Origin of the sequence: Porphyromonas gulae, assembly GCF_000765945.1 — a bacterium.
Lineage (GTDB): Bacteria > Bacteroidota > Bacteroidia > Bacteroidales > Porphyromonadaceae > Porphyromonas > Porphyromonas gulae.
Genome location: NZ_JRAT01000022.1, coordinates 80,895 through 102,800, shown reverse-complemented (window position 1 = coordinate 102,800; position 21,906 = coordinate 80,895). Strand labels below are relative to the sequence as shown.

Annotated in this window: 21 protein-coding genes and 4 tRNA genes; 10 read left to right on the top strand and 15 right to left on the bottom strand. The window is 49.6% G+C overall.

Features of this window, described 5'->3' with window-relative positions:
• Positions 1–269: 269 nt before the first annotated feature.
• The gene (locus HQ49_RS11710; protein ID WP_160224195.1) at positions 270–596 is read right to left on the bottom strand and encodes a hypothetical protein; all 327 of its coding nucleotides are present in this window, start codon (positions 594–596) and stop codon (positions 270–272) included.
• Between the two features lie 9 nt (positions 597–605).
• Between HQ49_RS11710 and HQ49_RS12875 the strand changes: the two genes are divergently transcribed.
• Entirely contained in the window at positions 606–1,061 is a 456-nt protein-coding gene (locus HQ49_RS12875; protein WP_080745581.1) for a DUF1661 domain-containing protein, read from the top strand.
• Here HQ49_RS12875 and HQ49_RS08485 read toward each other — a convergent pair.
• Both HQ49_RS08485 and HQ49_RS08480 read right to left on the bottom strand, forming a co-directional pair.
• On the bottom strand, positions 1,036–1,611 hold the full coding sequence (locus HQ49_RS08485; protein WP_039419498.1) for an outer membrane beta-barrel protein: 576 nt from the start codon (positions 1,609–1,611) through the stop codon (positions 1,036–1,038). The two genes, HQ49_RS12875 and HQ49_RS08485, sit on opposite strands and share 26 nt — an antisense overlap.
• A gap of 189 nt (positions 1,612–1,800) precedes the next feature.
• On the bottom strand, positions 1,801–2,067 hold the full coding sequence (locus HQ49_RS08480) for an HU family DNA-binding protein (protein WP_018965756.1): 267 nt from the start codon (positions 2,065–2,067) through the stop codon (positions 1,801–1,803).
• 345 nt (positions 2,068–2,412) lie between these two features.
• On the opposite strand from HQ49_RS08480, the gene HQ49_RS08475 reads away from it, so the two are divergent.
• Positions 2,413–2,484: transfer RNA gene (locus tag HQ49_RS08475), tRNA-Met, on the top strand.
• 270 nt (positions 2,485–2,754) lie between these two features.
• On the opposite strand, the gene nqrF is transcribed toward HQ49_RS08475, so the two are convergent.
• The 12 genes from nqrF to HQ49_RS08410 form a co-directional block, all read right to left on the bottom strand.
• The gene (gene nqrF, locus HQ49_RS08470; protein WP_039419496.1) at positions 2,755–3,993 is read right to left on the bottom strand and encodes an NADH:ubiquinone reductase (Na(+)-transporting) subunit F; all 1,239 of its coding nucleotides are present in this window, start codon (positions 3,991–3,993) and stop codon (positions 2,755–2,757) included.
• 18 nt (positions 3,994–4,011) lie between these two features.
• On the bottom strand, positions 4,012–4,626 hold the full coding sequence (gene nqrE, locus HQ49_RS08465; RefSeq protein ID WP_039419494.1) for an NADH:ubiquinone reductase (Na(+)-transporting) subunit E: 615 nt from the start codon (positions 4,624–4,626) through the stop codon (positions 4,012–4,014).
• 39 nt (positions 4,627–4,665) lie between these two features.
• Entirely contained in the window at positions 4,666–5,295 is a 630-nt protein-coding gene (nqrD, locus tag HQ49_RS08460; protein WP_018965759.1) for an NADH:ubiquinone reductase (Na(+)-transporting) subunit D, read from the bottom strand.
• The gene (locus tag HQ49_RS08455; RefSeq protein WP_039419493.1) at positions 5,279–6,034 is read right to left on the bottom strand and encodes a Na(+)-translocating NADH-quinone reductase subunit C; all 756 of its coding nucleotides are present in this window, start codon (positions 6,032–6,034) and stop codon (positions 5,279–5,281) included. Before HQ49_RS08455 ends, nqrD begins: the two co-directional genes overlap by 17 nt.
• A 23-nt stretch (positions 6,035–6,057) precedes the next feature.
• The gene (gene nqrB / locus HQ49_RS08450) at positions 6,058–7,257 is read right to left on the bottom strand and encodes an NADH:ubiquinone reductase (Na(+)-transporting) subunit B (protein WP_018965761.1); all 1,200 of its coding nucleotides are present in this window, start codon (positions 7,255–7,257) and stop codon (positions 6,058–6,060) included.
• A gap of 30 nt (positions 7,258–7,287) precedes the next feature.
• Positions 7,288–8,643 (bottom strand): NADH:ubiquinone reductase (Na(+)-transporting) subunit A, encoded by a 1,356-nt coding sequence (gene nqrA, locus HQ49_RS08445; RefSeq protein WP_039419492.1) that lies wholly within the window; start codon positions 8,641–8,643, stop codon positions 7,288–7,290.
• Positions 8,644–9,615: 972 nt separating this feature from the next.
• Positions 9,616–10,932 carry a M56 family metallopeptidase gene (locus HQ49_RS08435; protein ID WP_039419489.1) on the bottom strand — a complete coding sequence of 439 codons (1,317 nt, stop codon included), beginning with the start codon at positions 10,930–10,932 and terminating at the stop codon, positions 9,616–9,618.
• 33 nt (positions 10,933–10,965) lie between these two features.
• On the bottom strand, positions 10,966–11,346 hold the full coding sequence (locus HQ49_RS08430; protein WP_080745580.1) for a BlaI/MecI/CopY family transcriptional regulator: 381 nt from the start codon (positions 11,344–11,346) through the stop codon (positions 10,966–10,968).
• A 91-nt stretch (positions 11,347–11,437) separates the two neighbouring features.
• Entirely contained in the window at positions 11,438–12,325 is an 888-nt protein-coding gene (menA, locus tag HQ49_RS08425) for a 1,4-dihydroxy-2-naphthoate octaprenyltransferase (protein WP_039419487.1), read from the bottom strand.
• Positions 12,315–13,463 carry a diaminopimelate decarboxylase gene (gene lysA, locus HQ49_RS08420; RefSeq protein ID WP_039419486.1) on the bottom strand — a complete coding sequence of 383 codons (1,149 nt, stop codon included), beginning with the start codon at positions 13,461–13,463 and terminating at the stop codon, positions 12,315–12,317. The genes menA and lysA overlap by 11 nt, the downstream gene beginning before the upstream one ends.
• 28 nt (positions 13,464–13,491) lie before the next feature.
• The gene (locus tag HQ49_RS08415; protein ID WP_018965769.1) at positions 13,492–14,832 is read right to left on the bottom strand and encodes an aspartate kinase; all 1,341 of its coding nucleotides are present in this window, start codon (positions 14,830–14,832) and stop codon (positions 13,492–13,494) included.
• 17 nt (positions 14,833–14,849) lie between these two features.
• Entirely contained in the window at positions 14,850–15,578 is a 729-nt protein-coding gene (locus tag HQ49_RS08410; protein ID WP_039419511.1) for a cell division ATP-binding protein FtsE, read from the bottom strand.
• A 154-nt stretch (positions 15,579–15,732) separates the two neighbouring features.
• On the opposite strand from HQ49_RS08410, the gene HQ49_RS12770 reads away from it, so the two are divergent.
• The 8 genes from HQ49_RS12770 (at position 15,733) to HQ49_RS08370 (ending at position 21,646) form a co-directional block, all read left to right on the top strand.
• Entirely contained in the window at positions 15,733–16,071 is a 339-nt protein-coding gene (locus HQ49_RS12770; protein WP_394331907.1) for a DUF1661 domain-containing protein, read from the top strand.
• Positions 16,072–16,490: 419 nt separating this feature from the next.
• Positions 16,491–16,566, top strand: a tRNA-Gly gene (locus HQ49_RS08400).
• An 86-nt stretch (positions 16,567–16,652) separates the two neighbouring features.
• Positions 16,653–16,735: transfer RNA gene (locus tag HQ49_RS08395), tRNA-Leu, on the top strand.
• Positions 16,736–16,768: 33 nt separating this feature from the next.
• Positions 16,769–16,852: transfer RNA gene (locus tag HQ49_RS08390), tRNA-Leu, on the top strand.
• A gap of 124 nt (positions 16,853–16,976) precedes the next feature.
• Positions 16,977–19,835: an excinuclease ABC subunit UvrA gene (gene uvrA / locus HQ49_RS08385; protein WP_052073472.1), complete on the top strand. Its 2,859-nt coding sequence runs from the start codon at positions 16,977–16,979 to the stop codon at positions 19,833–19,835.
• Positions 19,836–19,862: 27 nt separating this feature from the next.
• Complete coding sequence (locus HQ49_RS08380) at positions 19,863–20,117, top strand: GlsB/YeaQ/YmgE family stress response membrane protein (protein WP_039419483.1); 255 nt, start codon at positions 19,863–19,865, stop codon at positions 20,115–20,117.
• 86 nt (positions 20,118–20,203) lie between these two features.
• Entirely contained in the window at positions 20,204–20,458 is a 255-nt protein-coding gene (locus HQ49_RS10875; RefSeq protein WP_080745579.1) for a GlsB/YeaQ/YmgE family stress response membrane protein, read from the top strand.
• A 168-nt stretch (positions 20,459–20,626) separates the two neighbouring features.
• Positions 20,627–21,646, top strand: a complete 1,020-nt coding sequence (locus HQ49_RS08370) for an NAD-dependent epimerase/dehydratase family protein (RefSeq protein WP_039419480.1) — start codon at positions 20,627–20,629, stop codon at positions 21,644–21,646.
• The last annotated feature ends 260 nt before the right edge of the window (positions 21,647–21,906 follow it).

The window sequence follows — 21,906 nt, the reverse complement described above, 5'->3', positions numbered from 1 at the left end:
AGACTGAAAAAATTATCCTTGACGATAATTCGATTTATCAGGTAGTACACCTCGGTTTCTTTTTCCCTCTCGGTCTTTTCTTTCTCTTTGACAGAGTATTTTTTTGAGTCGAGAGCAGTATGCATCGCCCTTTGCCTCTATCCCCCGGTTTCAGGGCAGAGCCAAGGAAAACGAAGCCCTTCTCTCTCGCCTCTTTTTCTTGTACTACACTTTTGTTCTTCGTATGAACAATGTCAATGATCGCTGTCTTTTTATCCCCTATCCCCCCATCACGGCACGGAGCCGATCAAGCGGCGGACAGTGGGTGCAAAAGTAAAACCTTTTTCCGAATCAGCAAAATCAATCGGCGTTTTTTCGCCTGACTTTGAATAAAGGAGGCGTTTTGCCGTCCTTCCCGTAAAAGAACCCCCCGACGCGCTTGTCGGAAAAACCCCTTCATCCTCGGTCAATCGGTCATCGATCGCTTTTGCGGTCACAAAAGTACTCCTTTTTTCTTTACAACCAAATCTTTCAAAATCTTTTTTCCTCGAAAATGCCCACAAAACATGCGGAAAAGGAAAGACATCACCCATGAGAAAAACCGGAAATACAGGCATATATATAATATGGTTCGCGCGCGTAGGAGAGAAAAAAGGCTGAAAGAGGAGGAAAATGAGAAGAAGAAAATTTCCTATGCAAAAAAGAATTTCAACCTGAAATGTTGGCGGTTGGTCGGGAATAAAGGGCACAAGGGGGGAGAGAAGGGTGTCGAAAAAACAGAGGTTATCAATCGCACAAGCCGAAACTCGAACCGAAAATCGCCCAAATCTCAAACCAAAATCCACAAAAAATGGCGCGAGATTCTTTTCGTTCCGGCGCGAGATTTTTTCAACTCCCGCACCAAAACAAAATTTTTCTCAGACCACGTTTTACAGCCCCAAATACACCGAATTTTTCAAACCAAAATGGATATGACAGAGCTAAGCACCAAAAGTGAAGACATCATCATTAGAGGGGATAGACTTACGTCTGAAAAAAGGGTTTTCTATAGCAATCCTAAAAAAGCAGTATCGACAACTTGACGTTGGCCGTCCAATTGTTTCTCCACCCCACACGCAAGTGTGCAACAGAGATACCAAGTGACAAATTGTCGTGAAGAAAATAATCGCCCCCCAACTCTCCCAACCAACCAAAACGTTTTACGGAAACATCAGACTCTTGTGGATAGGACACTGTATTAAATTCCATTCCGTAACCAATGCCTACCTGAGCATAGCACGAATAAAAATCGCCTTGGAGAAATTCATACCCTAACCCCACTGCCGGCAAAATACTATGGCGCCTGAAGCGCGCGTCAGGACTATTACCAAGCTCATCGAAATAGCCGGAAGGGGATAAAGAAGAAGTGAATCCATAATTGACTGTAGCCAAAGAATATATTCGATCGGAGAAGTAGTAGCGCAGGACTACTCCGGTATTCCATCCTTTCTTCATATCCTCACTTGTGTTGTTGAAGTACTCGCGTCCGGCATGGACACCCACCCACCAACTGTTGTTTTGCGCTATAAGCGTCATCCAAGAAGAAACGATCAGCAAAACGATCACAACGACACGAAATGTTCTCATCTGCATCTTATTGATTTGTCTTCGGAAAAAATTTATTCATGAATTGTCACCTAATGCGAACTGCTTCAAAAAATGAAAGCGAACAGTCTCCCCTTCCATAAGGCAAGACTGTTCGCTGCATATACCATATTAACATACAACGAAGCCACCGCTATAGGGCACAGTAGCTTCGTTGTATTTAGCACGAAATGCGAATTACTTGAGGTCTAAAGCAGAACCCGCTTTGAAGCGAACTACCTTACGAGCAGGGATAGAAATAGACTTTTTCGTCTTAGGATTGATGCCTTTGCGTGCAGCACGCTCGCTTACAGAGAAAGTACCGAATCCGATAAGAGCAATTTTCTCTCCGGCGGCCATCTGCTCTTTTACAACATCTGCAAATGCATTTACTGCTCTCTGGGCATCAGCCTTGGTGAGGTTGGCCTTTTCAGCTACAGCTGCAATAAAATCTGTCTTGTTCATCTTTTCACGATTAGTTAGTTAGACAAAAAATTTAGTTAGATCATATCACCGCCCCGTAAGTTTATCTTCTTTGTCACAAACAACGACGAGATTCTCTCTCAGAGCTATGGGTAAATGAACAAGCCAAAAGTAACGATTTTTTTTTCCGCGCAATGATTTCAAGAGGAATTTAGCCTTTTCTGGTGCATTTTAGAGAAAAAAATTTGCTATTAGTGGGAATGATTGCAATAGTGCCCTAAATTTTTCGAGACTGATACCAGCGAATCAAAATGGGTGCTGGCAATATAGAAATCTTTTTCCGTTTGGTTATTAGACAAAAAGCATTACCTTTGTGCCACAATTGATCGCGGAGTGGAGCAGTGGTAGCTCGTTGGGCTCATAACCCAAAGGTCGTAAGTTCGAGTCTTGCCTCCGCAACTAGAGAGAAAGAGGCTGTCCATAGACGTAATGTCCGGACAGTCTCTTGTTTTTTGTACGCCAAGGCCAAGAAAGAGAGAGAGAGAGAGACATGAGGCCTGATTCAACACTGCGGAACTTTGCTTGATCTGACAGGGAGCATTTTCCGGACTTATATCCTTTTCTCTAAAACTATCCCATGATAGCATCTTACTAAACAAAAAAGAGAGACTGCCATCCCAAGGGAAGCAGTCTCTCCAATGAATGATAAATCGAATTTGCCGGAAAAACTTATCCGAAGTCGTCGAAAAAGAGCATATTGCGCGGTACACCAAGGTTTTCCAGCATACCTTTCACCGCATTGGCCATAGGCCCGGGGCCACACATATAGTATTCTATATCTTCCGGAGCATCGTGATCCTTTAGATAGTTGTCATAGATTACTTGGTGGATAAAGCCTACATAACCTGTCCAATTATCCTCCGGCTGCGGATCGGAGAGAGCAATATGAAACTTGAAGTTCGGAAATTCTCTCTCGATCTCGCGGAAGTCTTCTTCGTAGAAAATCTCGTTTTTGGAACGAGCACCGTACCAATAAGAAACTTTACGACCGGTCTTCAGTGTGCGGAATAGATGCAGAATCTGTGCACGCAGAGGAGCCATACCGGCGCCACCGCCAATATAAAGCATCTCGGCATCCGTATCCTGAATATGGAAGTCTCCATACGGGCCACTCATCATCACCTTATCTCCGGGTTTCAGTGAGAAAATATATGAAGAGGAAATACCGGGCTTGATACCGGACTTCCACTTATTGGCAGCCCTGTCGAATGGAGGAGTAGCGATACGAACGTTGAGCGTAATGATATTGCCTTCAGCCGGATAGTTGGCCATTGAATAAGCTCGAACGGTTTCTTCTTCGTTTTTACAGGTCAATGACCATGCATCCATCTTGTCCCAGTCGCCACGGAAGCGATCCTGAATATCGTAGTCGGCATAGCGAATATTGTATTTCGGGATCTTGATCTGGGCATAGCTACCGCTCTTGAAGTTCATGGTCTCGCCTTCGGGGAGCTTCACCACAAACTCTTTGATGAAAGTGGAGACATTCTTATTCGAGAGCACTTCGCACTCCCATTCTTTGACACCGAAGACTTCTTCGGGAATAACGATGCTAAGATCCTCCTTCACTTTCGTCTGGCATGATAGTCGCCAGTGATCCTTCTGTTCTTTGCGAGAGAAGAATCCCTTTTCCGTCGGGAGAATCTCGCCACCGCCTTCGACGACACGACAGCGACACTGACCGCAGCTTCCGCCACCGCCACAAGCCGAAGAAAGGAATACTCCCTGATTTTGAAGCGTATTCAACAAAGTACCGCCAAGAGGGACTTCCATCTTGCGTTCATCGTTCACGGTGATCGTCACATTGCCGGAAGGCACCAATTTGCTCTTGGCATAAAGCAGGGCGACAACCAGAATCAGCGTGAGCAGCAGGAATACGACTGCACTGGTAATAATTACTGTACTCATATTTCTACTTTGTTCTTTTTAGAGTTTCACGCCGGAGAAGCTCAGGAAAGCAATACCCATGAGACCGGTGATAATAAAGGTGATACCCAACCCTCTCAATGGTTTGGGAACATTCGAATATGCCAGTTTTTCTCGTATGGCAGCCATACCGACGATGGCCAGCATCCAGCCGATACCGGAGCCGAATCCATAGACGGTAGCCATCCCGACATTGATAAATTCGCGCTGCTGCATGAAGAGCGATCCACCGAGGATAGCGCAGTTCACAGCTATCAAGGGAAGGAAGATACCCAGCGAAGCGTAGAGGGAGGGGCTGAACCTCTCCACCACCATTTCCACGAGCTGCGTAAAGGATGCGATCACCGCGATAAAGATGATCAGCGAGAGGAAGCTCAGATCCACTTCGGCATATTGGGATCCGAGCCAAGAAAGAGCACCGGCCTTGAAAATATAGTTCTGTAGCAGATAGTTGATGGGCAAGGTGCAGACCAGAATGAACGTAACTGCAGCTCCGAGTCCGATAGAGGTCTTCACATTCTTGGAAACGGCCAAGAAAGAGCACATCCCCAAGTAGTAGGCGAAAACCATGTTGTCCACGAATATCGAGCGGACAAACGTACTTATGTAATCCATAATTGATACTGTCTTAATTGATTGTCAGGCGTGTCCTACTTAGTTCTCTTGCAAATCCTTGTTGCGGGCACGGTGTACCCAGATGACAACCGCCACGGTGATCAGAGCCATCGGAGGCAGAATCATCAGACCGTTATTGACATAGCCCAGTTCATAGAAACTCTTGGGAATGATTTGCATGTTCAGCAACGTACCGGAACCGAGCAGTTCGCGGAAGAAAGCGATGATAACCAAAACCCATCCGTATCCCAGTCCATTCCCAACGCCATCGAGGAAAGACTCCCAAGGACGATTGGCCAAGGCAAAAGCCTCCAGACGTCCCATCAGAATACAGTTCGTAATGATCAGACCGACGAAAACGGACAACTGCTTATTCACATCATAAGCAAATGCTTTCAGCACCTGACTCACGATAGTCACCAAGGCAGCAACTACTACGAGCTGAACGATAATACGGATACGCCCGGGGATCGTATTGCGCAAGAGTGAAATAATAACGTTGGCAAATGCCATTACAGCAGTAACGGACAGGGCCATAACGATAGCCGGCTGTAGCTTAGCCGTTACGGCCAATGCAGAACAGACACCGAGCATTTGCACGATAACGGGATTGTTGCTGCTTAGCGGCCCGAGAAGAATTTCCTTATTCTTTTTATTCCAAAGTGACATAGCCCTTATTTTTTACGTTGTTCATTAGGTATAGTGCATAAGGACGAAGGGAGGATATGAGCATCTCATTCACTCCATCGCTCGTAAGCGTACCGCCGGAAATACCATCCACATAGTCCTTTCCTTCGGCCTTCTGGCCTTTCTTGACTACGGCAACAGATCGGAATTCGCCCTCTTTGAAGATTTCTTTGCCGATAAACTGGCCGGAAAACTCCGCACGAGTGATTTCGGCTCCCAATCCCGGCGTTTCACCTTCGTGACTGAAGTCCGCACCGAATATCGTGTTGCAATCATCATTCAGCGCAATGTACCCCCAGATCGGCCCCCAGAGACCGGCACCGTTCATCGGGACAATATATTTCGTCCGGCCTTCCACCTCGGCAATATAGAGAGGGAGAGAGACGCTTGGATCGTTGGCAGCCAGCTTGAAAGCATTGCGTGTATTGAGTGTGAAAGCTTCGTTTTGGGCTAATTGCTCGCCCTCGAAAGTCTTAGCCACTGTACCATCCTGATTGATGAGCAGCTCTTGCTTGATCACATCCGTGTATCGAGCTATCACTTTGCCCTTATCCTCTGTCCCGGCATTCACCGAGCGGAGGATCTGCTGCATCTTGTCTATCTTCTCATTGTCACGCTGTCTGTCGCCCAATGACTGAGAGACGTAAGCCAGCAAAACCGCCACGACAATAACCATCACCGAGGCATAGAGAACGGTATATGAGTTTTTATCTCTATTCATGTCTTTATCGAAATGTTTAGCGGTTAGGATTTCTTGAGCATACGTGCTTTGCGCGCCTTGATGTTGCTATCCACCACGAAATAGTCGATAAGCGGGGCAAATACGTTCATGAGCAGGATCGCAAGCATCATACCCTCAGGGTACCCCGGATTGAGCACGCGGATGAATACGGCCATCAGACCGACGAAGAAGCCGAAGATCCACTTGCCCTTCTCCGTGCGGGCAGAGGTGACGGGGTCGGTAGCCATAAAGACCAATCCGAAGGCAAAACCGCCATAGACAATGTGCATCAGGGGCGTGATCTGCATAGCAGCTGTCGTGCCGATGGCATTGAATACGAGAGCCATCGCAGAGGCTCCCACCAAACCGCTCAGCATGATCTTCCAACTGGCAATCCCTGTCCATATCAGGAGGATGGCTCCGATCAGGATAGCCAAAGTAGAGGTTTCGCCTATGGAACCGGGGATAAAACCGAGGAAAGCATCCATCAGGGAAGAGGGATTGCCCACCACATTATGAATTTCCGGCATATTGGCACCGGCGGTAGCTATCTGACCTAAAGGTGTAGCACCGGAGAACCCATCCGCCACCGGACCTGCACCGAGGCCGAAGGTGTCAGCCGTGCGGACAAAAACCTGATCGCCGCTCATAGCTGCCGGATAGGCGAAGAAGAGGAAGGCGCGCGTCACGAGAGCCACGTTGAATATGTTGCGCCCCGTACCACCGAACACTTCTTTGGCAAAAACCACGGCAAAGGCCGTTGCCACTGCTATCATCCACAGCGGAGTATCCACCGGCACGATCATCGGGATAAGCAGACCCGACACCAAGAACCCCTCTTGGATCTCTTCTTTTCTATACTGAGCTATAGTAAACTCTATCCCCAGACCAACGGCATAGGAGACGATGAGCTTAGGCAGTACGGCGAGAAGTCCGAAGAGGAAAGCAGGCCAGAATACTACAGGAGCATCGATGGCCATATAGTGTTGTACCCCCACATTATACATGCCGAAGAGCAGGGCAGGCAGGAGAGCCATACACACGACGATCATCGTGCGCTTGCTGTCGATGGCATCGTGTACGTGCACACCATGCTGCGATGTCCTGTTCGGCACAAAGAGAAAGGTCTCGAAGCCGTCGAAGACGGAGTGCAGGCCGTGGAGCTTGCCGCCTTCTTCAAAATGGGGCTTCAGTTTGTTCAGTTGATTCCTTAACGCTTTCAATGTCTTATGCTTTAGAGTGTGAGGGATTCGTCAATTCATTTCCTTATAGAGCATATCCAAGCCCTCGCGTACGATGCGCTGGAGTTCGATCTTGGAGGTATCCACAAATTCGCAAGTGGCAAAGTCCTCCGGAGCTACTTCATATATACCCAAGTCCTCCATCTTGTCAATGTCGAATGCTATAATAGCCTTGAGCAAATACTCCGGATAGATATCCATGGGGAAAACACGATCGTACTCGTTGCTCATGATCATAGCGCGCTCGCCACCTTTGACACGCGCATCGAGCACATACTCCTTGTTTTTGCCCTGTAGCCATGAGAAATAAGCTCTACTCATGCTGTACTGATCCAGACGGGGGGCAGCCCAGCCGAAGAGCTCGTCCACATCGTCTCCTTCAGGGATGACCGTGATCTGGTCACATTGGGCAGAGAGGAAGGGGCTTTTCTCGCAGAGCTTCTTTCCGGTGAGCACATTGCCGTCGATCACACGCTCGTGAGATTCTTTTATTGTCAGTCGGCCACCGAATGAGGCGAAGACGTGACAGCCCGGCAGGATACGGACGTATCCGTGAGCTGCAGCGTCTGAACCGGTCATGGCAATCATTCTGGTAAAGTCGACTTTGCCTGTAAGCAGAAAGCGTCCGATCACGATCAGGTCGGTGGCTTTGAGTGTCCACACCGTTTCGCCCCGATTGATCGGTTTGGTATGGTTAATGAGCACGCCCACGTTTCCTGCCGGATGAGGTCCGTGCACTTCTACGATCTCTGCATTGCGCAAGCTCAGAGACGAGCCCGGCTTCAGCCCCACATAGACCTTGCCGGCCGTAAGCTTGGCCAAGGCGTCGATAGCAGTCTGCAGAGCACGCTCTTCCCCGCGGGCGATGAAGTCGAAGTCCGGAGCCAATGGAGCAGAAAAGTTGGCAGTAATATAAATGTCGCGCGGAGCGATGTCCGGTGTAGCCACTATGTCGTAAGGACGCTGCTTGATGAAGCCCCACATACCACTTGAGAGGAGGAGGCTTTTGATTTGTTCGGCAGAGAGGGATGCCGGATCTCCGACGGAGAATGATTCGTATTCGTTCAGTCCGTCCGGTTTTACCTCGATACTCAACACCTTGCGCTTGGCACCACGATTCACCGCGACCACTTCGCCGCTCACCGGACTGGTAAACTTCATGTCCGGATATGCCTTGTGGTGCATCAGTGCTGAGCCGGCACGCACCTTATCCCCCGGACGAGCCGTTACCTTGGGGATAACACCTTGAAAATCATCGGGCACCACCGCATAAGTCGGGCTTTTGGACGGTTCCGGCAGCATTTCCGGCAGCGGTTTGCCTTTCAGATTAAGTGCAAGGCCTTTTTTTATTTTTATAACTTTTGCCATGACACAGAATTATTATTCCAATTTGTGTCGCAAAAGTAGCTTTTTCCCCTATATATACCTATAAGTATGGATGCATTTGAGGAAAAATTTCCACATAGTTTTTTCCGACCTTTTTCACCCATATTCCGCAGGTCTTTGTCGAAAGAAAGTTTTTCACACTGTTTGCCAACTGCAAAAAGCCACAAATCAGCACTTTAGAAACAGCACCGGGCACTTCCTCCCGGTGCAAATCATCCTCTCGGGAGCGAAAAGCTCCTTGCCGCCCCCCGGGGAGGATCTCCTCCGAACCATGCCCAAACTGCACCTCAAAATGACTGCCCGGCAAAGGGTGTATTGGGCTGTTATCAACCGAAAGCCGTTTTAAGGAGTAAGGAGTGTAAACCGACAACGGATTTTAGAGAAAACACTGTAATTGATCACGAAGCAGACCCCTCTTCTGTACACGGCACACAGGTCACAGCAATAAAAAGAAATGATCGTTCCCGGCCGGGAAAAGTTTTTTCTGCAGTAGGGAAAAGTTGAAAAATCAGGGTGCAATTCTTTATTCAAAGGTTTCGGATACATAAATGAAGCTTTCAAATATATAAACAAAGACTTCGTTTATATATACGAAGACTTTGTTTAGAGATTTTCCGGCCGGATAATTTATTTTTGTCGGCCGACAGGGAAACTTTTCCAGGCCTGAAAAAAAACAATCTGACGGCGAGGAGTAAATCGATATAGTCCTCTGAAAAAATGAGAGGGGGAGCAATAATTTTTTTCAAAGGCCTCCAAAAGTAAAATTTTCCCGCGCCACGTTTTTCAGAACCGCGTCGCACAATCTATTGGCACCGCAAATAAAACTCTCGGAGCCATCGGTCTTTTTATCTCCGCAAGGGTGGTAAAGTCCGACCGATCACAACAATGCCCTAAACCTTTTTCGGCTTAGGGCACGATTGGATAGAGCTATGTTTTCTGAGAGTTTCTAAGAGCTTATTTCAGGCGGAATATGACTGGCAGGTTTACCCTCGCGCGGACTTTCTTGTCCTTTTGCTTGCCGGGACTCCACTTCGGCATAGCTGAAATGACCCTGACGGCTTCTGCGTCCAATTCGGGTGCTACGCTTTTTTCTACTCGTATGTTAGTCAGTCTGCCGTCTTTTTCGACAATAAACGAAACTATGACTTTACCTTCGATACCGTTCTTTGCAGATTGTTCCGGATATTTTAAGTTCTTACTCAGAAAGTGCATCAGTTCGGACATTCCCCCGGGGAAAGATGGTGGAGTATCTACCTCGGAGTACACAGGATCTTCGTCCTGCTGCAGGGAGATGTCAGGAGCATCAGACAAGGGGGTGGGATCGCTCGCAACGGCTGCTACTACTTCCCGGACTTCGGATACGGCATTGCCTGCCCACAGCCATTTACCGCTCAGAAGCATAAGGGCAGCCAACGGGAGCGCGACAAGATACCTGGCTCCGGCCGCACGATTGGATTTCGTTTTGTTCATCATTCTAATTCTTTCTTTTAAGTCGTTTATATTGTAAGAACTACACAGAGGTCCGGCCGCGACCTCCATCGTAAATCCCAACAATTCATATTGGTATTCGCGTCTGCTCGCACCACTGAGGAGCACAGCCCGATCGGCCAAAAACTCCAAATTGCGCTGCATATCGCGCTTCAAAGCCCAAGCAAACGGATTGAACCAAAACAGCATACATGCCACTTCGGCGATCAAAAGATCGACAAAATGCGTTGCTCGGGTATGTTCTTGTTCGTGGATGAGAATATTTCGCACAGAAGGGTATGACCGCAGATCGGTCGGAAGATAAATACGTCCCCGGAAGCTGAACGGCGTCCTGACGCGAGGCGCAAAGTAAACCGGTACACCCTCTATCTCTGCCCGTTCGGCACCGCGAATAAGACACAGGAGGGAACCGAGGCGGATACCGAAACGAATCAGCAGTACGCCTATGCCAAGTAACCAAGCCAAGAACAGGCCCCGAAGGAGAGGCGAGACGGCAGGAATAGCATCCGCCCCCGCCGTTCTGACCAAAGCCTCGGGCAATACAATCTCGATGGAACGGAGTATCTCCATCCCGACCGACCTGTTTTGGACAAATAAGCCCGGCCAAGAGGGAAGGAAATAGCCCAGGAAAGGCAAGATGGCTACCGAGACGAATCCTCCCAAGTAGTAAGCACGACGAAGACGACAGTGCGTATTGCCATGGATCATCAGCCTCTCGAATATCCAGAAGAGAGCCAGTCCGAGAGAAGCCACTACCATATATAAGACAAGGGTGTATGACATAGTGCGTTCTAATAGTTTGAATGAACCGAGTCCCTACTCGCTTTCCTCTCCTTTTTCGATCATATCGATCACTTCGCGCAGATCCTTCACGGAAATATCGCTACCGACGGCAAAAAACTGCACCAGATGCTTATAGCTGCCCGTGAAGTAGTTGTCCACCATGCGGTGCATGGTTCGCGTAGCATACTCTTCGCGAGAGATGCAGATACGATATTGGTAGGTCTTCCCGTCACGAAACGGTTTGATATAGTGTTTGCGTTCCAGATTTTTGAATACCGATGCAAGGGTCGTGTAAGGAGGCTTAGGCTCCGGCACTTCGGCCAGTACCTGACGAATGTTGCACGTCCCCAATTGCCAGATGATATTCATCGTATCTTCCTCTATAGCGGTCAGTCGTTCGATCTCCTTCGGCATACTTTTCTTTTGCTAATACATTGTTACACCGCAAACATACGAATAATTCGTAAGTGCGCAAGCCTTTTCTACGAAAATTTCGCAGATATATTTATCGAGCAAGGAAAAGCATGGCTATCGTGACGAGAGCCAAAAGAGAAAGGGCCTTGGCCGTACGGACAAGAAGTGCGTTCAGCGCCGCACCCTCCTCTCGGAGAAGACGGCGGTAATTGGTCATGAAAAAAGAAAGATAGAGCAGCAGAAGCAGCAAACCGCCGGCCGAGAAGAAAGGATAAAGCACCATCATGGAAAGCAGACCGCAGGCGAGATAGAGCTTGGGGCCGAGGTCGCGTCCTTTCTTCACGAGGATAGTACGCTTGCCGCTCTTGCGGTCTTCTTCATAGTCCCGATAGTTGTTTACGATGAGGATATTGACTCCGGCAAATCCCATCGCTGCGCCCAAATGCCAAAGATCGGCGGGGAAATTTCCGGCCAGGACGTAATAGGTGAAGAGGACCGGGATCAGACCGAAAAAAATAAAGACTGCCACTTCGCCCAATCCATGATAGGCCAGAGGATAAGGGCCGGCGCTATACGACAAAGCCCCGATAGCGACAACGACTCCCACGAGCAGCAACCACCAGTCGCTAATGGCACAGAGCAGAAAACCGCTAAGGCCGAGCAGAAAAAGAAAAGAGAAAAGAGCTGCGAGAACCTGCCGCTCCGACAACCAACCTTTGGAGATCCCCCGATCGAAGCCTACACGCTGATCGGTATCCGCACCCTTCTTATAGTCGAACCAGTCGTTGGCTATATTGCTGACCGTTTGGGCAGACACCGCCACGATCAACGCCAAAACAGCCTGCATCCAGCGAAAATTGCCATCGGCTATGGCATAAGCTATGGCTACAACGACGGGGCTGACAGATGCCGGCAGCGTATGGGGGCGAAGCAGTGCAAGCCAAGCCCTGAGGCGAGAGGGGGATTCGTTATTGCTCATCTGAGAAAAGACAGCCCGGTAGCGGACGCATATTATAGGAAGAAGCCATCACGGCTCCATATGCTCCGGCCGAACGAATAGCCAGATAATCGCCGCGCTTGAGTTCGGGCATGAGCAATTCGCGCTCGAATATGTCGCTGGATTCGCAGATGGGACCGACTACGTCGTATTTTTCTGTCCGAGCCGTTGAGGGATAAGTCGCACACATCGCCCATTCCCCGGGTTGCACCAACCGGATTTGGTGATGCGCCTCATACAAAGCCGGACGGACGAGGTCGGTCATACCGGCATCCACTATGGCAAACTTCTTGGCCTTTCCTTCCTTGATGTAGAGCACTTGAGTGATCAGACTGCCGCATTGTGCGACCACCGAACGCCCGGGTTCGATATGCAGCCGGGCCTCACCGGTCTCTATCATCCGTCGATACCGCTCGATATAAGCGGCAAAATCAGGTATAGGCTCGGCCTCCGGCTCGTCATAATTGATACCAAGCCCGCCTCCCATATCTATGATGTCAGGGGAGTAGCCGGCCGTACGGAAAGAAGCAAGGATGCGATTGGTCTTTTCGCATAGCTCCTCAAAAACCTCGGCCGACCGTATCTGCGATCCGATATGGAAGTGCAATCCTCTCCATGCCAATGATCCGGACTGTAAAATGTGGGGCATCAGTGCGAGTGCATCTTCGGGCAAAAGACCGAATTTATTTTCTGCCAATCCTGTCGTTATATGGCTGTGCGTATGCGCATCGACCTCCGGATTGAGCCGAAGCAATATGGGCGCGATGCTATTCTTCGATGCAGCCAATCGTTCGATGTTCAGCAACTCGGGCGCACTCTCGACTACGAAAGCACCTATCCGCGCCTCCAAAGCGAGCAAGATCTCTTCATCACTTTTGCCTACCCCGGCAAAGAAAATATCGGAAGCGGGAAAGCCTGCCTCGATAGCTGCTTCGATCTCTCCCCCACTCACACAGTCCGCCCCGAAGCCGGCTGCGACAATCGTCTGTAAAATGCGCGGGTGATTGTTCGCCTTGAGCGCATAGTGAACGACAACGTCATGGCTTACTGCACTCCGGGAAAGCGCAGCGAGCGTCTTGTCCAAGAGCGTCAGATCATAAAAATAGAAAGGTGTTTTCATTGAAAAACAGGAAGTGGCAGGGGAAGCCTCAGGCTTTTGTCGCACGTGAATTGAAGAGCTTGTTACTCAATGCTATCAGTGCTTTTTTCTTGTCTTCCGCCTTGACGAGTACCGAGACGTTGTAATTGCTCCCACCGTATGAAATCATCCGAACCGGCACTCCTTTGAGCGCATTGATGATACGAGCCTCGAAGCCCACATTGTCCCACTCCATATCGCCTACGATACAGATGATGACCATATCCTTATCGACCGTCACATCTCCGATGTCAGACAAGGCACGAACAATATCGGGCAGATTCTTGTCATTGTCGATGGTCAGGGAAACGCCCACTTCGCTCGTAGCGACCATATCCACAGGCTCCTGGTAGAACTCGAATATCTCGAAGAGCTTGCGCATAAAGTGCCATGAAAGGAGTTTGTTGCTGCTCTTCACCTTGATAGCCGTGATGCCATCCTTGGCTGCAACGGCCTTGATGCAATCCTTTTCGGTATCCAGCGAAATCAGCGTACCGGGCGCATCGGGATCCATCGTATTGAGCAGACGTACCGGAATATTCTTCTCCTTGGCCGGCTTGATACAGGTGGGATGGAGGATTTTGGCCCCGAAGTGGGCCAATTCCGCAGCTTCTTCAAAATGGAGACGGCGAACGGGTGCCGTAACGTCCACGACACGGGGGTCGTTGTTGTGCATGCCGTCTATATCCGTCCATATCTGAATCTCATCGGCATTTACTGCCGCTCCGATCAGAGAAGCCGTATAGTCGCTACCGCCACGTTGGAGATTGTCGATCTCCCCGAAAGCATTCCGGCAAATGTAACCCTCCGTCAGGAACAGCATATCCTCATCCGGATGAGCCTCTATCATCGGCAAGAGATGCTTCCGGATATAGTCTTTGTCCGGCTCTGCATTCTTGTCGGTGCGCATATAATCCAAAGCCGGCAGCATGGCTACCACTGCGCCCATCTCCTGCAAATAGATCTGCATCATGGCCGTGCTCATCAGCTCGCCGAGGATCAGCACACGCTTTTCCTCGAAGAGGGTGAAGCCCTCCACGTCGCACATATGATCCAGGGAGTCGAGGATGGAGTCGACGGCCTTCATGGCTGTGCTCAGGGTGTCGGGACGCTTGTATAGCGCATTTATTTCGCGATGATATTTCTCTCGCAGCACCTGCACCACCTCTTTGGCCTGTGCCACATTGCGTTTGACGAGGTGCGAAGCTATTTCGACAAGCGAGTTGGTCGTTCCGGCCATTGCCGAAAGGACTATAATCTTTCTGCCTTTTACCGAAGTAATCAGTCGGGCAACACTGCGGATACGCTCAGCATCTCCTACAGACGTACCGCCAAATTTGAGAACTTTCAATTCCTGATCTTATCGTGCTAATCTATTTCCGTATTTTTTCTTGAAGCAGCAGCATCTGCCCCCAGCTCCACCAAAGAGGAGGCATCGCCATTCTTGCGGACGGCCAAAGTCCTTGCCGGCAGATCCGACAGCAGACTGCTATTATGCGTGCTCATGAGTACTGCAGTGCCCTGCTTGCTGATTTCATAGAGCAGACAGGCGATCTGCAATCCGGTCTCCGAGTCGAGATTGCCGGTAGGTTCGTCGGCCAGGATCAAAGCAGGCTTCGCCAGCAATGCCCTGGCGATACCTACGCGCTGCTGCTCGCCTCCGGATAATTCGTGCGGTCTCTTATATGCCTTTCGGGACATCCCCACACGGGTCAGAACCTCCTCGATACGCTGCTCGCGATCGGCTCGGTTCTTCCAGTCCGTAGCCCGCAAAACGAAATCCAAATTCTCCGCAACAGTAAGTCCGCTCAGCAGCTGGAAATCCTGAAACACAATGCCCAAATTCCTGCGCAGATAGGGCAACTGCTTCCGTTTCAGCTTCGCCAGATCATAATCTATCACACGGGCATAACCGGCAGAGATAGGCACCTCGGCATACAAAGCCTTCAGCAAAGTACTCTTCCCCGATCCCACCGAGCCTATCAGATAGACGAAGTCACCGGCGGAAAGGGTCAGATTCAAATTTTGAAAAATGACGTTTTCCTCCTGACAGAGGGTCACATCCCTCATCTCCACTACAAGAGCTTTATCGGCCATACTCAAATATCCATTCGTTTTTTAGAGGCTATTTCCAAGCAAAGTTAAAAATAAACCGTGGAGGACAGCCACTACCGAGTGGCTCGGATCGGTTTACGCGCCATAATTTTCCTGTTTGGTGTGCTAAAAAACGTGGCGCGAGATTTTTGGAGTTTTGGTTCGGGAAGTAAAAAATTTACGCGCCAAGACGAAAAACTTCTCGCGCGAGTTTTTCAGATTTTTGGCGCGACAATTCAGTGGTTTTCGGTGCGTAAACTTCCATTCGGAAAGGGAACGAAGATATTTTGCTCTTGATCTTGTGATTTGGGCACACTACAACATTCGATTCCTGTGTATTTTCTGCACATTCCACCTTGAACCGCAGGAAGTACAATCCTCACCTCCTTGCACTTCAATAAAGTCACACAAAGAAGCAAACAACAAAATCAAACACCTCAAACACTTATCTACTGAAAAAATATTTTTTCACAGTGTTTTTCCACAACCCAATTAACTCTTTATTCAATCTCCCCTTTCCACCCAACGGAGTCTTTCATACAATCCGCTTAGTTGGTTTTCCAACTCCTCAATATTTCTGTCTGGTAGGAGTCCTCTATTTTCCCTAATAATGTCCTCTAAATTCCTGATTTTAGATTTTAGAAAACGAATATCTTCTTCTCGTGAGCTCATGTCTTATTGATTACAATGTTTGTTTTGAAATATCTCTCGAAACTAAAGTACAGATTTTTCTCACTCCTTTTCTAACGAATGCTGAAAAAGTTAACACACGGAAGAGTTGTGAAAATTGATTTCCGGCTCTGCTCGATCTCCCCCTCCCACCGGTCCGACAGAGACTGATGCCCGCTTTCGTCAAAAAAGAGGGAGTGAAACGCTTGTGCAACTGAAAAAAGATACTACCTTTGCATCGCAATCGCGGAAGTAGCTCAGTTGGTAGAGCATAACCTTGCCAAGGTTAGGGTCGCGGGTTCGAGTCCCGTCTTCCGCTCCAAGAGGCAGTAGGCATGCGGCCTATGGCAGTCTCCTCATCCTGAAAAAGGGTGCATCTTTCCAAGAAAGATCGGTCGATAAACAGACGCCCGGGTGGCGGAATTGGTAGACGCGCTCGTTTCAGGTGCGAGTGTTCAAAAGACGTGCAGGTTCGATTCCTGTCCCGGGCACCGACTATCGAGGGAAAGACAAACAATTTTTTTGCGCGGGTGGTGGAATTGGTAGACACGCTACTTTGAGGGGGTAGTGCCGGTTACGGTGTGTGAGTTCAAATCTCATCTCGCGTACTTTTAATGAAGAGGATGTTCATTCGATTGGGCATCCTCTTTTTTTTGTTTAAGGAAGGTGCCCAATGGCGTGAAACGGTATAAATAGATATCTTTAATCTTTGTATAATAAAAAACAGGCAGAATGAAGCAGCAGGAAAGCGAGCATCCCACAAGTGGCGAAGCCATCATCATCAAAGGGGCACGCGTCAATAATCTGAAGAATATATCGCTGACTATACCGCGGGGCAAGCTGGTCGTGGTGACCGGACTATCCGGTTCGGGCAAGAGTTCTTTGGCTTTCGATACGCTCTATGCGGAAGGCCAGAGACGTTACGTGGAGAGCCTGTCTGCCTATGCGCGTCAGTTTCTGGGAAGGATGCGCAAGCCGGAGTGCGACTTGATCGCCGGTGTGCCTCCTGCCATTGCCATCGAGCAACGCGTGGTAAGCCGCAATCCGAGGAGTACCGTAGCCACATCGACCGAGATATACGAGTACCTGCGTCTGCTTTTTGCTCGTGTGGGCAAGACCATCTCACCCACAAGCGGCGAAGAGGTGAAGAAGCACACGGTGGCCGATCTGGTCGCTTACGTTTCCGATAGACCCGTCGGCTCCAAATTGTATCTTCTGGTAGGGCTGCAAGCTCCTCAAGGGCGCAGTCTGCGTGAGCACTTGCAGATCCAACAACAGCAGGGATATACCCGCGTTTTTGTGGCAGGAGAGATGAAGCGCATCGAGGATATATTATCCATGGAAGCCGATCTCCCCGATACCGCCTCCTGCTTCCTGCTTATCGACAGGCTCGCGGTGGCAGAGAATAAGGCGGACTATGAGTCGCGTCTTGCGGATTCGGCCGAGACAGCTTTTTTCGAAGGAAACGGGGCGTGCCTGCTGCGCATCGAAAGCCCGGAAGGAACGGTGGAGGAACGGATGTTCAGCAATGTGTTCGAAGCCGATGGGCGTACCTTTCAAGAGCCGAGTCCGGAGATGTTCAGCTTCAACAATCCTATCGGGGCATGCCCTACTTGCGAAGGTTTCGGGAAGGTAATGGGGATCGATGAGGATCTGGTGGTACCGAACAAGTCTCTCTCTGTCTATGAAGAATGTGTAGCTTGCTGGATAGGACCTAAGTCGCAGATGTGGAAGGACTATTTTATCCAAAAGAGTGCGCCACTGGGTTTTCCCGTACACAAGCCCTACAAAGAGCTATCCGCTACCGAACGCGATATGCTGTGGCGTGGTGTACCCACGGGAGAACCGGATTACCCGAGTGTCGGCATCGATGACTATTTCTCCATGTTGCAGAGGGATATGCACAAGATTCAGAACCGTGTCCGATTGGCACATTTTCGCGGCAAGGCCACCTGTCCCGATTGCCGTGGGATGCGACTCAAGCCGGATGCTCTGTGCGTGAGAATAGGCGGACGGAACATATCGGAACTGACGGCTCTGACCGTAGAGGAGGCTTCGGCATTTTTCGAGGGGCTACAGCTATCGGAAGACGATCTACATATAAGCAGACGGCTGCTGGAGGAGATAGGCAAGCGGCTACGCTTCCTGCTCGAAGTGGGATTGGGGTATCTGACGCTTGACCGCCTGTCCAATACGCTCTCGGGTGGAGAGAGCCAGCGCATCAGTCTGGCTACGCAGCTCGGCAGCAGCTTGGTGGGTTCGCTCTACGTGCTGGACGAGCCGAGTATCGGTCTGCATCAGCGAGATACGCATCGGCTTATCGGTGTTCTGAAGCGGCTGCGCGATCTGGGCAATACCGTTGTGGTCGTGGAGCATGACGAGGAGACAATCCGGTCAGCCGATTATATCATCGACATAGGGCCGAAGGCCGGCCGCCAAGGAGGCGAAGTGGTCTATGCCGGCGAATATGACCGCATAGACAAGGATACTCCGGGCTATACGGCAGCTTATCTGACGGGACGGGAGAAGATCGAAGTGCCGTGCCCGCGGCGTCCATGGAACTCCTATATAGAAGTACGAGAGGCCTCGAAGCACAATCTGAAAGGGGTGAATGTGCGCTTTCCGCTGCACGTACTCACGGTGGTGACCGGTGTGAGCGGATCGGGAAAGAGTACCTTGGTGCGCGATCTTTTCTACGAAGGAGTGAAAAGAATCCTCGAAGGAGGCAATACACAGGGACTGGCCTGTGAGGGCATCATCGGAGACCTCAAGTCTATCCGAGACATTCAGTACGTGGATCAGAACAATTTCGGCCGCAGTACTCGCTCCAACCCCGTCACATACATAGGTGCTTACGATGATATTCGCAAGCTCTACAGTGCATTGCCACTGTCCAAACAGATGGGATACCAGCCCTATTTCTTCAGTTTCAATAAGGAAGGAGGCCGCTGCGAGGTCTGCAAAGGAGAGGGCAGTATCGTGGTGGAGATGCAGTTCATGGCCGATATAGTATTGGAGTGTGAAGAGTGTCATGGCAAACGTTTCCGCAAGGAGATTCTCGATGTGGAGTACTGCGGCGCGAATATTTACGACTTGCTGGAGATGACGGTCAATCAGGCCGTTGAATTTTTCACCGATCATCCGAAAGCCGGCTACACGGACAAGATCGTGGAGAAGCTCGAATGTCTTCGAGAGGTCGGACTCGGGTATCTCAAACTGGGACAGAGCAGCAGTACACTCTCCGGTGGGGAAAACCAGCGCGTCAAGCTGGCTGCATATCTGGGACAAGCCAAACCCGCACCCACGCTTTTTATCTTCGACGAACCGACTACGGGCTTACATATCCATGATATTCGTACCTTGCTGCACGCACTGAGTGCTCTTATCGACAAAGGGCATTCGGTAGTGGTGGTAGAGCACAATATGGAGATGATCAAGAGTGCCGACTGTATCATCGACTTAGGCCCTGAGGGGGGAGGAGCCGGTGGGTATTTGGTGGCTTCGGGCACACCCGAAGAGGTGATGCGCTGTCCTACTTCCTATACGGGAATATGGCTCAAAGAGGTATTGGCGAGCGAACAAAACACTTAGCGTACCAATTATAATAATGAATACAATATGATAGGATCAGTATTAGCTTCAATTTTTATCGGCGCTTTGGCCGGTTATATAGCAAGTAAATTACGGAGAGGAAAGTCATTAGGCTTATTTCTCAATATTCTTATCGGTTTGATCGGCGGTGTCCTGGGCGGATACCTGCTGAATTTAATAGGTGTATATAACGGTGGATCATTCTTGGCCAGACTTGCCACGTCTACGCTCGGGGCCATCGTTCTATTGTTACTGGCCGATCTCTTCAGCAAAAAACATTGAGATTGGTCAGCTATCTATTTGGCGATTGGGGGTGCAGCGCCCGTTGCTTATATTATTTGAGTGTCTAATTATAAAATGAATGCAAAATGTTAGGATCGATTTTAGGTTCCATTATTATCGGTGGTTTAGCAGGTTTTATAGCAAGTAAGTTACGAAAAGGCCGGTCGTTGGGCTTATTGCTCAACATCATTGTCGGCTTGATCGGTGCTGTTTTGGGTAGTTTTGTGTTGAGTATTTTAGGCTTTTCGGACGGTGGATCTTTTTTGGCAAGGCTTGCCACATCTACGCTCGGAGCCATCATACTGCTGGCGATCGTAGACTTCTTCGGCGGAAAGCGGTAGGAGGGGATCATTCCCAAGGGCAAATACAATCGAGGAAAAGGCTGCGCATGGCAATCCTGTGAGCCACATTGCGCTTGTGCTCAGCCTTTTCAGCTTGGAAACTATTGTCTAATTCCTTATATTTGAACTCACAATAAACATTAATTCCTTACAGACGAAAAAACAGTTATGGCTAACAGGATAAAAGTTCTTCTGACAGGTGCCGGCAGTGCGCTGGGAAGAGAGATCTTGGCTCAACTCCTCACAATGCGCAAGGTCTTCGAAATTTCCGTTTTGGACATCAAGCGCGGGCATACGATGGCTTTCTTCGAAAAGTACAAGAAGGAGATTCATATTTTCTATGGAGACTGTTCGATACAGGACAATTCTGTAGAGGCTTGTAAGGGACAGGATTTTGTGATTCATTGCCAAAGTCTGGAGAAGGCCAATGCCGACAAGCGTCTTCGCTTGGCCGAGGACGTCAATACGATGGGTACGCGCTACATCATAGAGAATCTGGAACGGTTCTCCCCCGGCGCTTATCTGCTATATATTTCTACGGTAGGGGTATATGGCGACAGACTGAAAGCACCTATGATCAGTGCGGACAATATGACCTGCCCCTCCATGGGTGACTACGATGCTCTGACCAAGCTGCAGGCCGAAAAGCTGGTGCAGGAATCCAGCCTCGAATGGACTATCTACCGCCCGGGCATCATCCTCGGACACGACTCGTCCCTGCTGAACAGCTCGGTATTCTGTATGCCGCTGGCTACGCGTTTCGAGACGGTCCATATCCGCGACCTGGCCTCTGCTTGCGTCAAAGCCTACGAGCATAAGGCTTCCCTCTGGGGACGCACATACAATGTGGGAGGGGGCGAAACCTGCCGCATCGTTTACTCCGACTATATCCGTCGCCTGTTCAAGTTGCTCAGCCTGGGCTACCCGGAGTTTCCGGACAGAGCCTTCGCTACGCGCAATCGCTTCGGGGGGTACTTCGCCGATGGAGATGCACTGGAAGCGATCCTGCACTTCCGCAGTCATACGTTAGACGACTACTTTAAGGAGTTGGCATCCCAACAGCCTATTCTGAAAAAGCTGGCTAACAAGATATTCGGCGGTATGCAGCGAAAGAGTCTGGAGGGCAAAAGTGCTCCGCTTCGGGCGATAAAAGAGAACGACAAAGCCAAAAAGAAGTACTACTTCTAATAGCTGGCCCTCTTTCCCTCATACGACATAGAGGCGGTGTATCAAGATTGCTTACGCGACAGCAATCTTGTCGCATCGCTTTCTGTTTTCAATAAAGTGCCGAGCCTAAACTTCCGTGTGCCTACGATTCTTTACAGCCATACTTTCATGGGACGGGAGTTAGTCTCTTTATTTTCAGTAATTTTGTCGCTCGAAAAATATAATCAGGGGGAAAACAACTACTCCGCACCCTCTCGTTCGGAGATTCCCCGACACGAATC

Excerpts from the sequence above, each read along its gene's own strand:
- HQ49_RS08410 (WP_039419511.1), bottom strand. The coding sequence starts at position 15,578 with ATGGCCGATAAAGCTCTTGTAGTGGAGATGAGGGATGTGACCCTCTGT.
- uvrA (WP_052073472.1), top strand. The coding sequence starts at position 16,977 with ATGAAGCAGCAGGAAAGCGAGCATCCCACAAGTGGCGAAGCCATCATC.
- HQ49_RS12875 (WP_080745581.1), top strand. The coding sequence starts at position 606 with ATGGTTCGCGCGCGTAGGAGAGAAAAAAGGCTGAAAGAGGAGGAAAAT.
- HQ49_RS08435 (WP_039419489.1), bottom strand. The coding sequence starts at position 10,932 with ATGTCATACACCCTTGTCTTATATATGGTAGTGGCTTCTCTCGGACTG.
- HQ49_RS08380 (WP_039419483.1), top strand. The coding sequence starts at position 19,863 with ATGATAGGATCAGTATTAGCTTCAATTTTTATCGGCGCTTTGGCCGGT.
- HQ49_RS08480 (WP_018965756.1), bottom strand. The coding sequence starts at position 2,067 with ATGAACAAGACAGATTTTATTGCAGCTGTAGCTGAAAAGGCCAACCTC.
- HQ49_RS08455 (WP_039419493.1), bottom strand. The coding sequence starts at position 6,034 with ATGAATAGAGATAAAAACTCATATACCGTTCTCTATGCCTCGGTGATG.
- lysA (WP_039419486.1), bottom strand. The coding sequence starts at position 13,463 with ATGAAAACACCTTTCTATTTTTATGATCTGACGCTCTTGGACAAGACG.
- HQ49_RS11710 (WP_160224195.1), bottom strand. The coding sequence starts at position 596 with ATGCCTGTATTTCCGGTTTTTCTCATGGGTGATGTCTTTCCTTTTCCG.
- nqrD (WP_018965759.1), bottom strand. The coding sequence starts at position 5,295 with ATGTCACTTTGGAATAAAAAGAATAAGGAAATTCTTCTCGGGCCGCTA.
- menA (WP_039419487.1), bottom strand. The coding sequence starts at position 12,325 with ATGAGCAATAACGAATCCCCCTCTCGCCTCAGGGCTTGGCTTGCACTG.
- HQ49_RS08485 (WP_039419498.1), bottom strand. The coding sequence starts at position 1,611 with ATGCAGATGAGAACATTTCGTGTCGTTGTGATCGTTTTGCTGATCGTT.
- HQ49_RS08370 (WP_039419480.1), top strand. The coding sequence starts at position 20,627 with ATGGCTAACAGGATAAAAGTTCTTCTGACAGGTGCCGGCAGTGCGCTG.
- HQ49_RS08430 (WP_080745580.1), bottom strand. The coding sequence starts at position 11,346 with ATGCCGAAGGAGATCGAACGACTGACCGCTATAGAGGAAGATACGATG.
- nqrE (WP_039419494.1), bottom strand. The coding sequence starts at position 4,626 with ATGGATTACATAAGTACGTTTGTCCGCTCGATATTCGTGGACAACATG.
- nqrA (WP_039419492.1), bottom strand. The coding sequence starts at position 8,643 with ATGGCAAAAGTTATAAAAATAAAAAAAGGCCTTGCACTTAATCTGAAA.
- nqrF (WP_039419496.1), bottom strand. The coding sequence starts at position 3,993 with ATGAGTACAGTAATTATTACCAGTGCAGTCGTATTCCTGCTGCTCACG.
- HQ49_RS10875 (WP_080745579.1), top strand. The coding sequence starts at position 20,204 with ATGTTAGGATCGATTTTAGGTTCCATTATTATCGGTGGTTTAGCAGGT.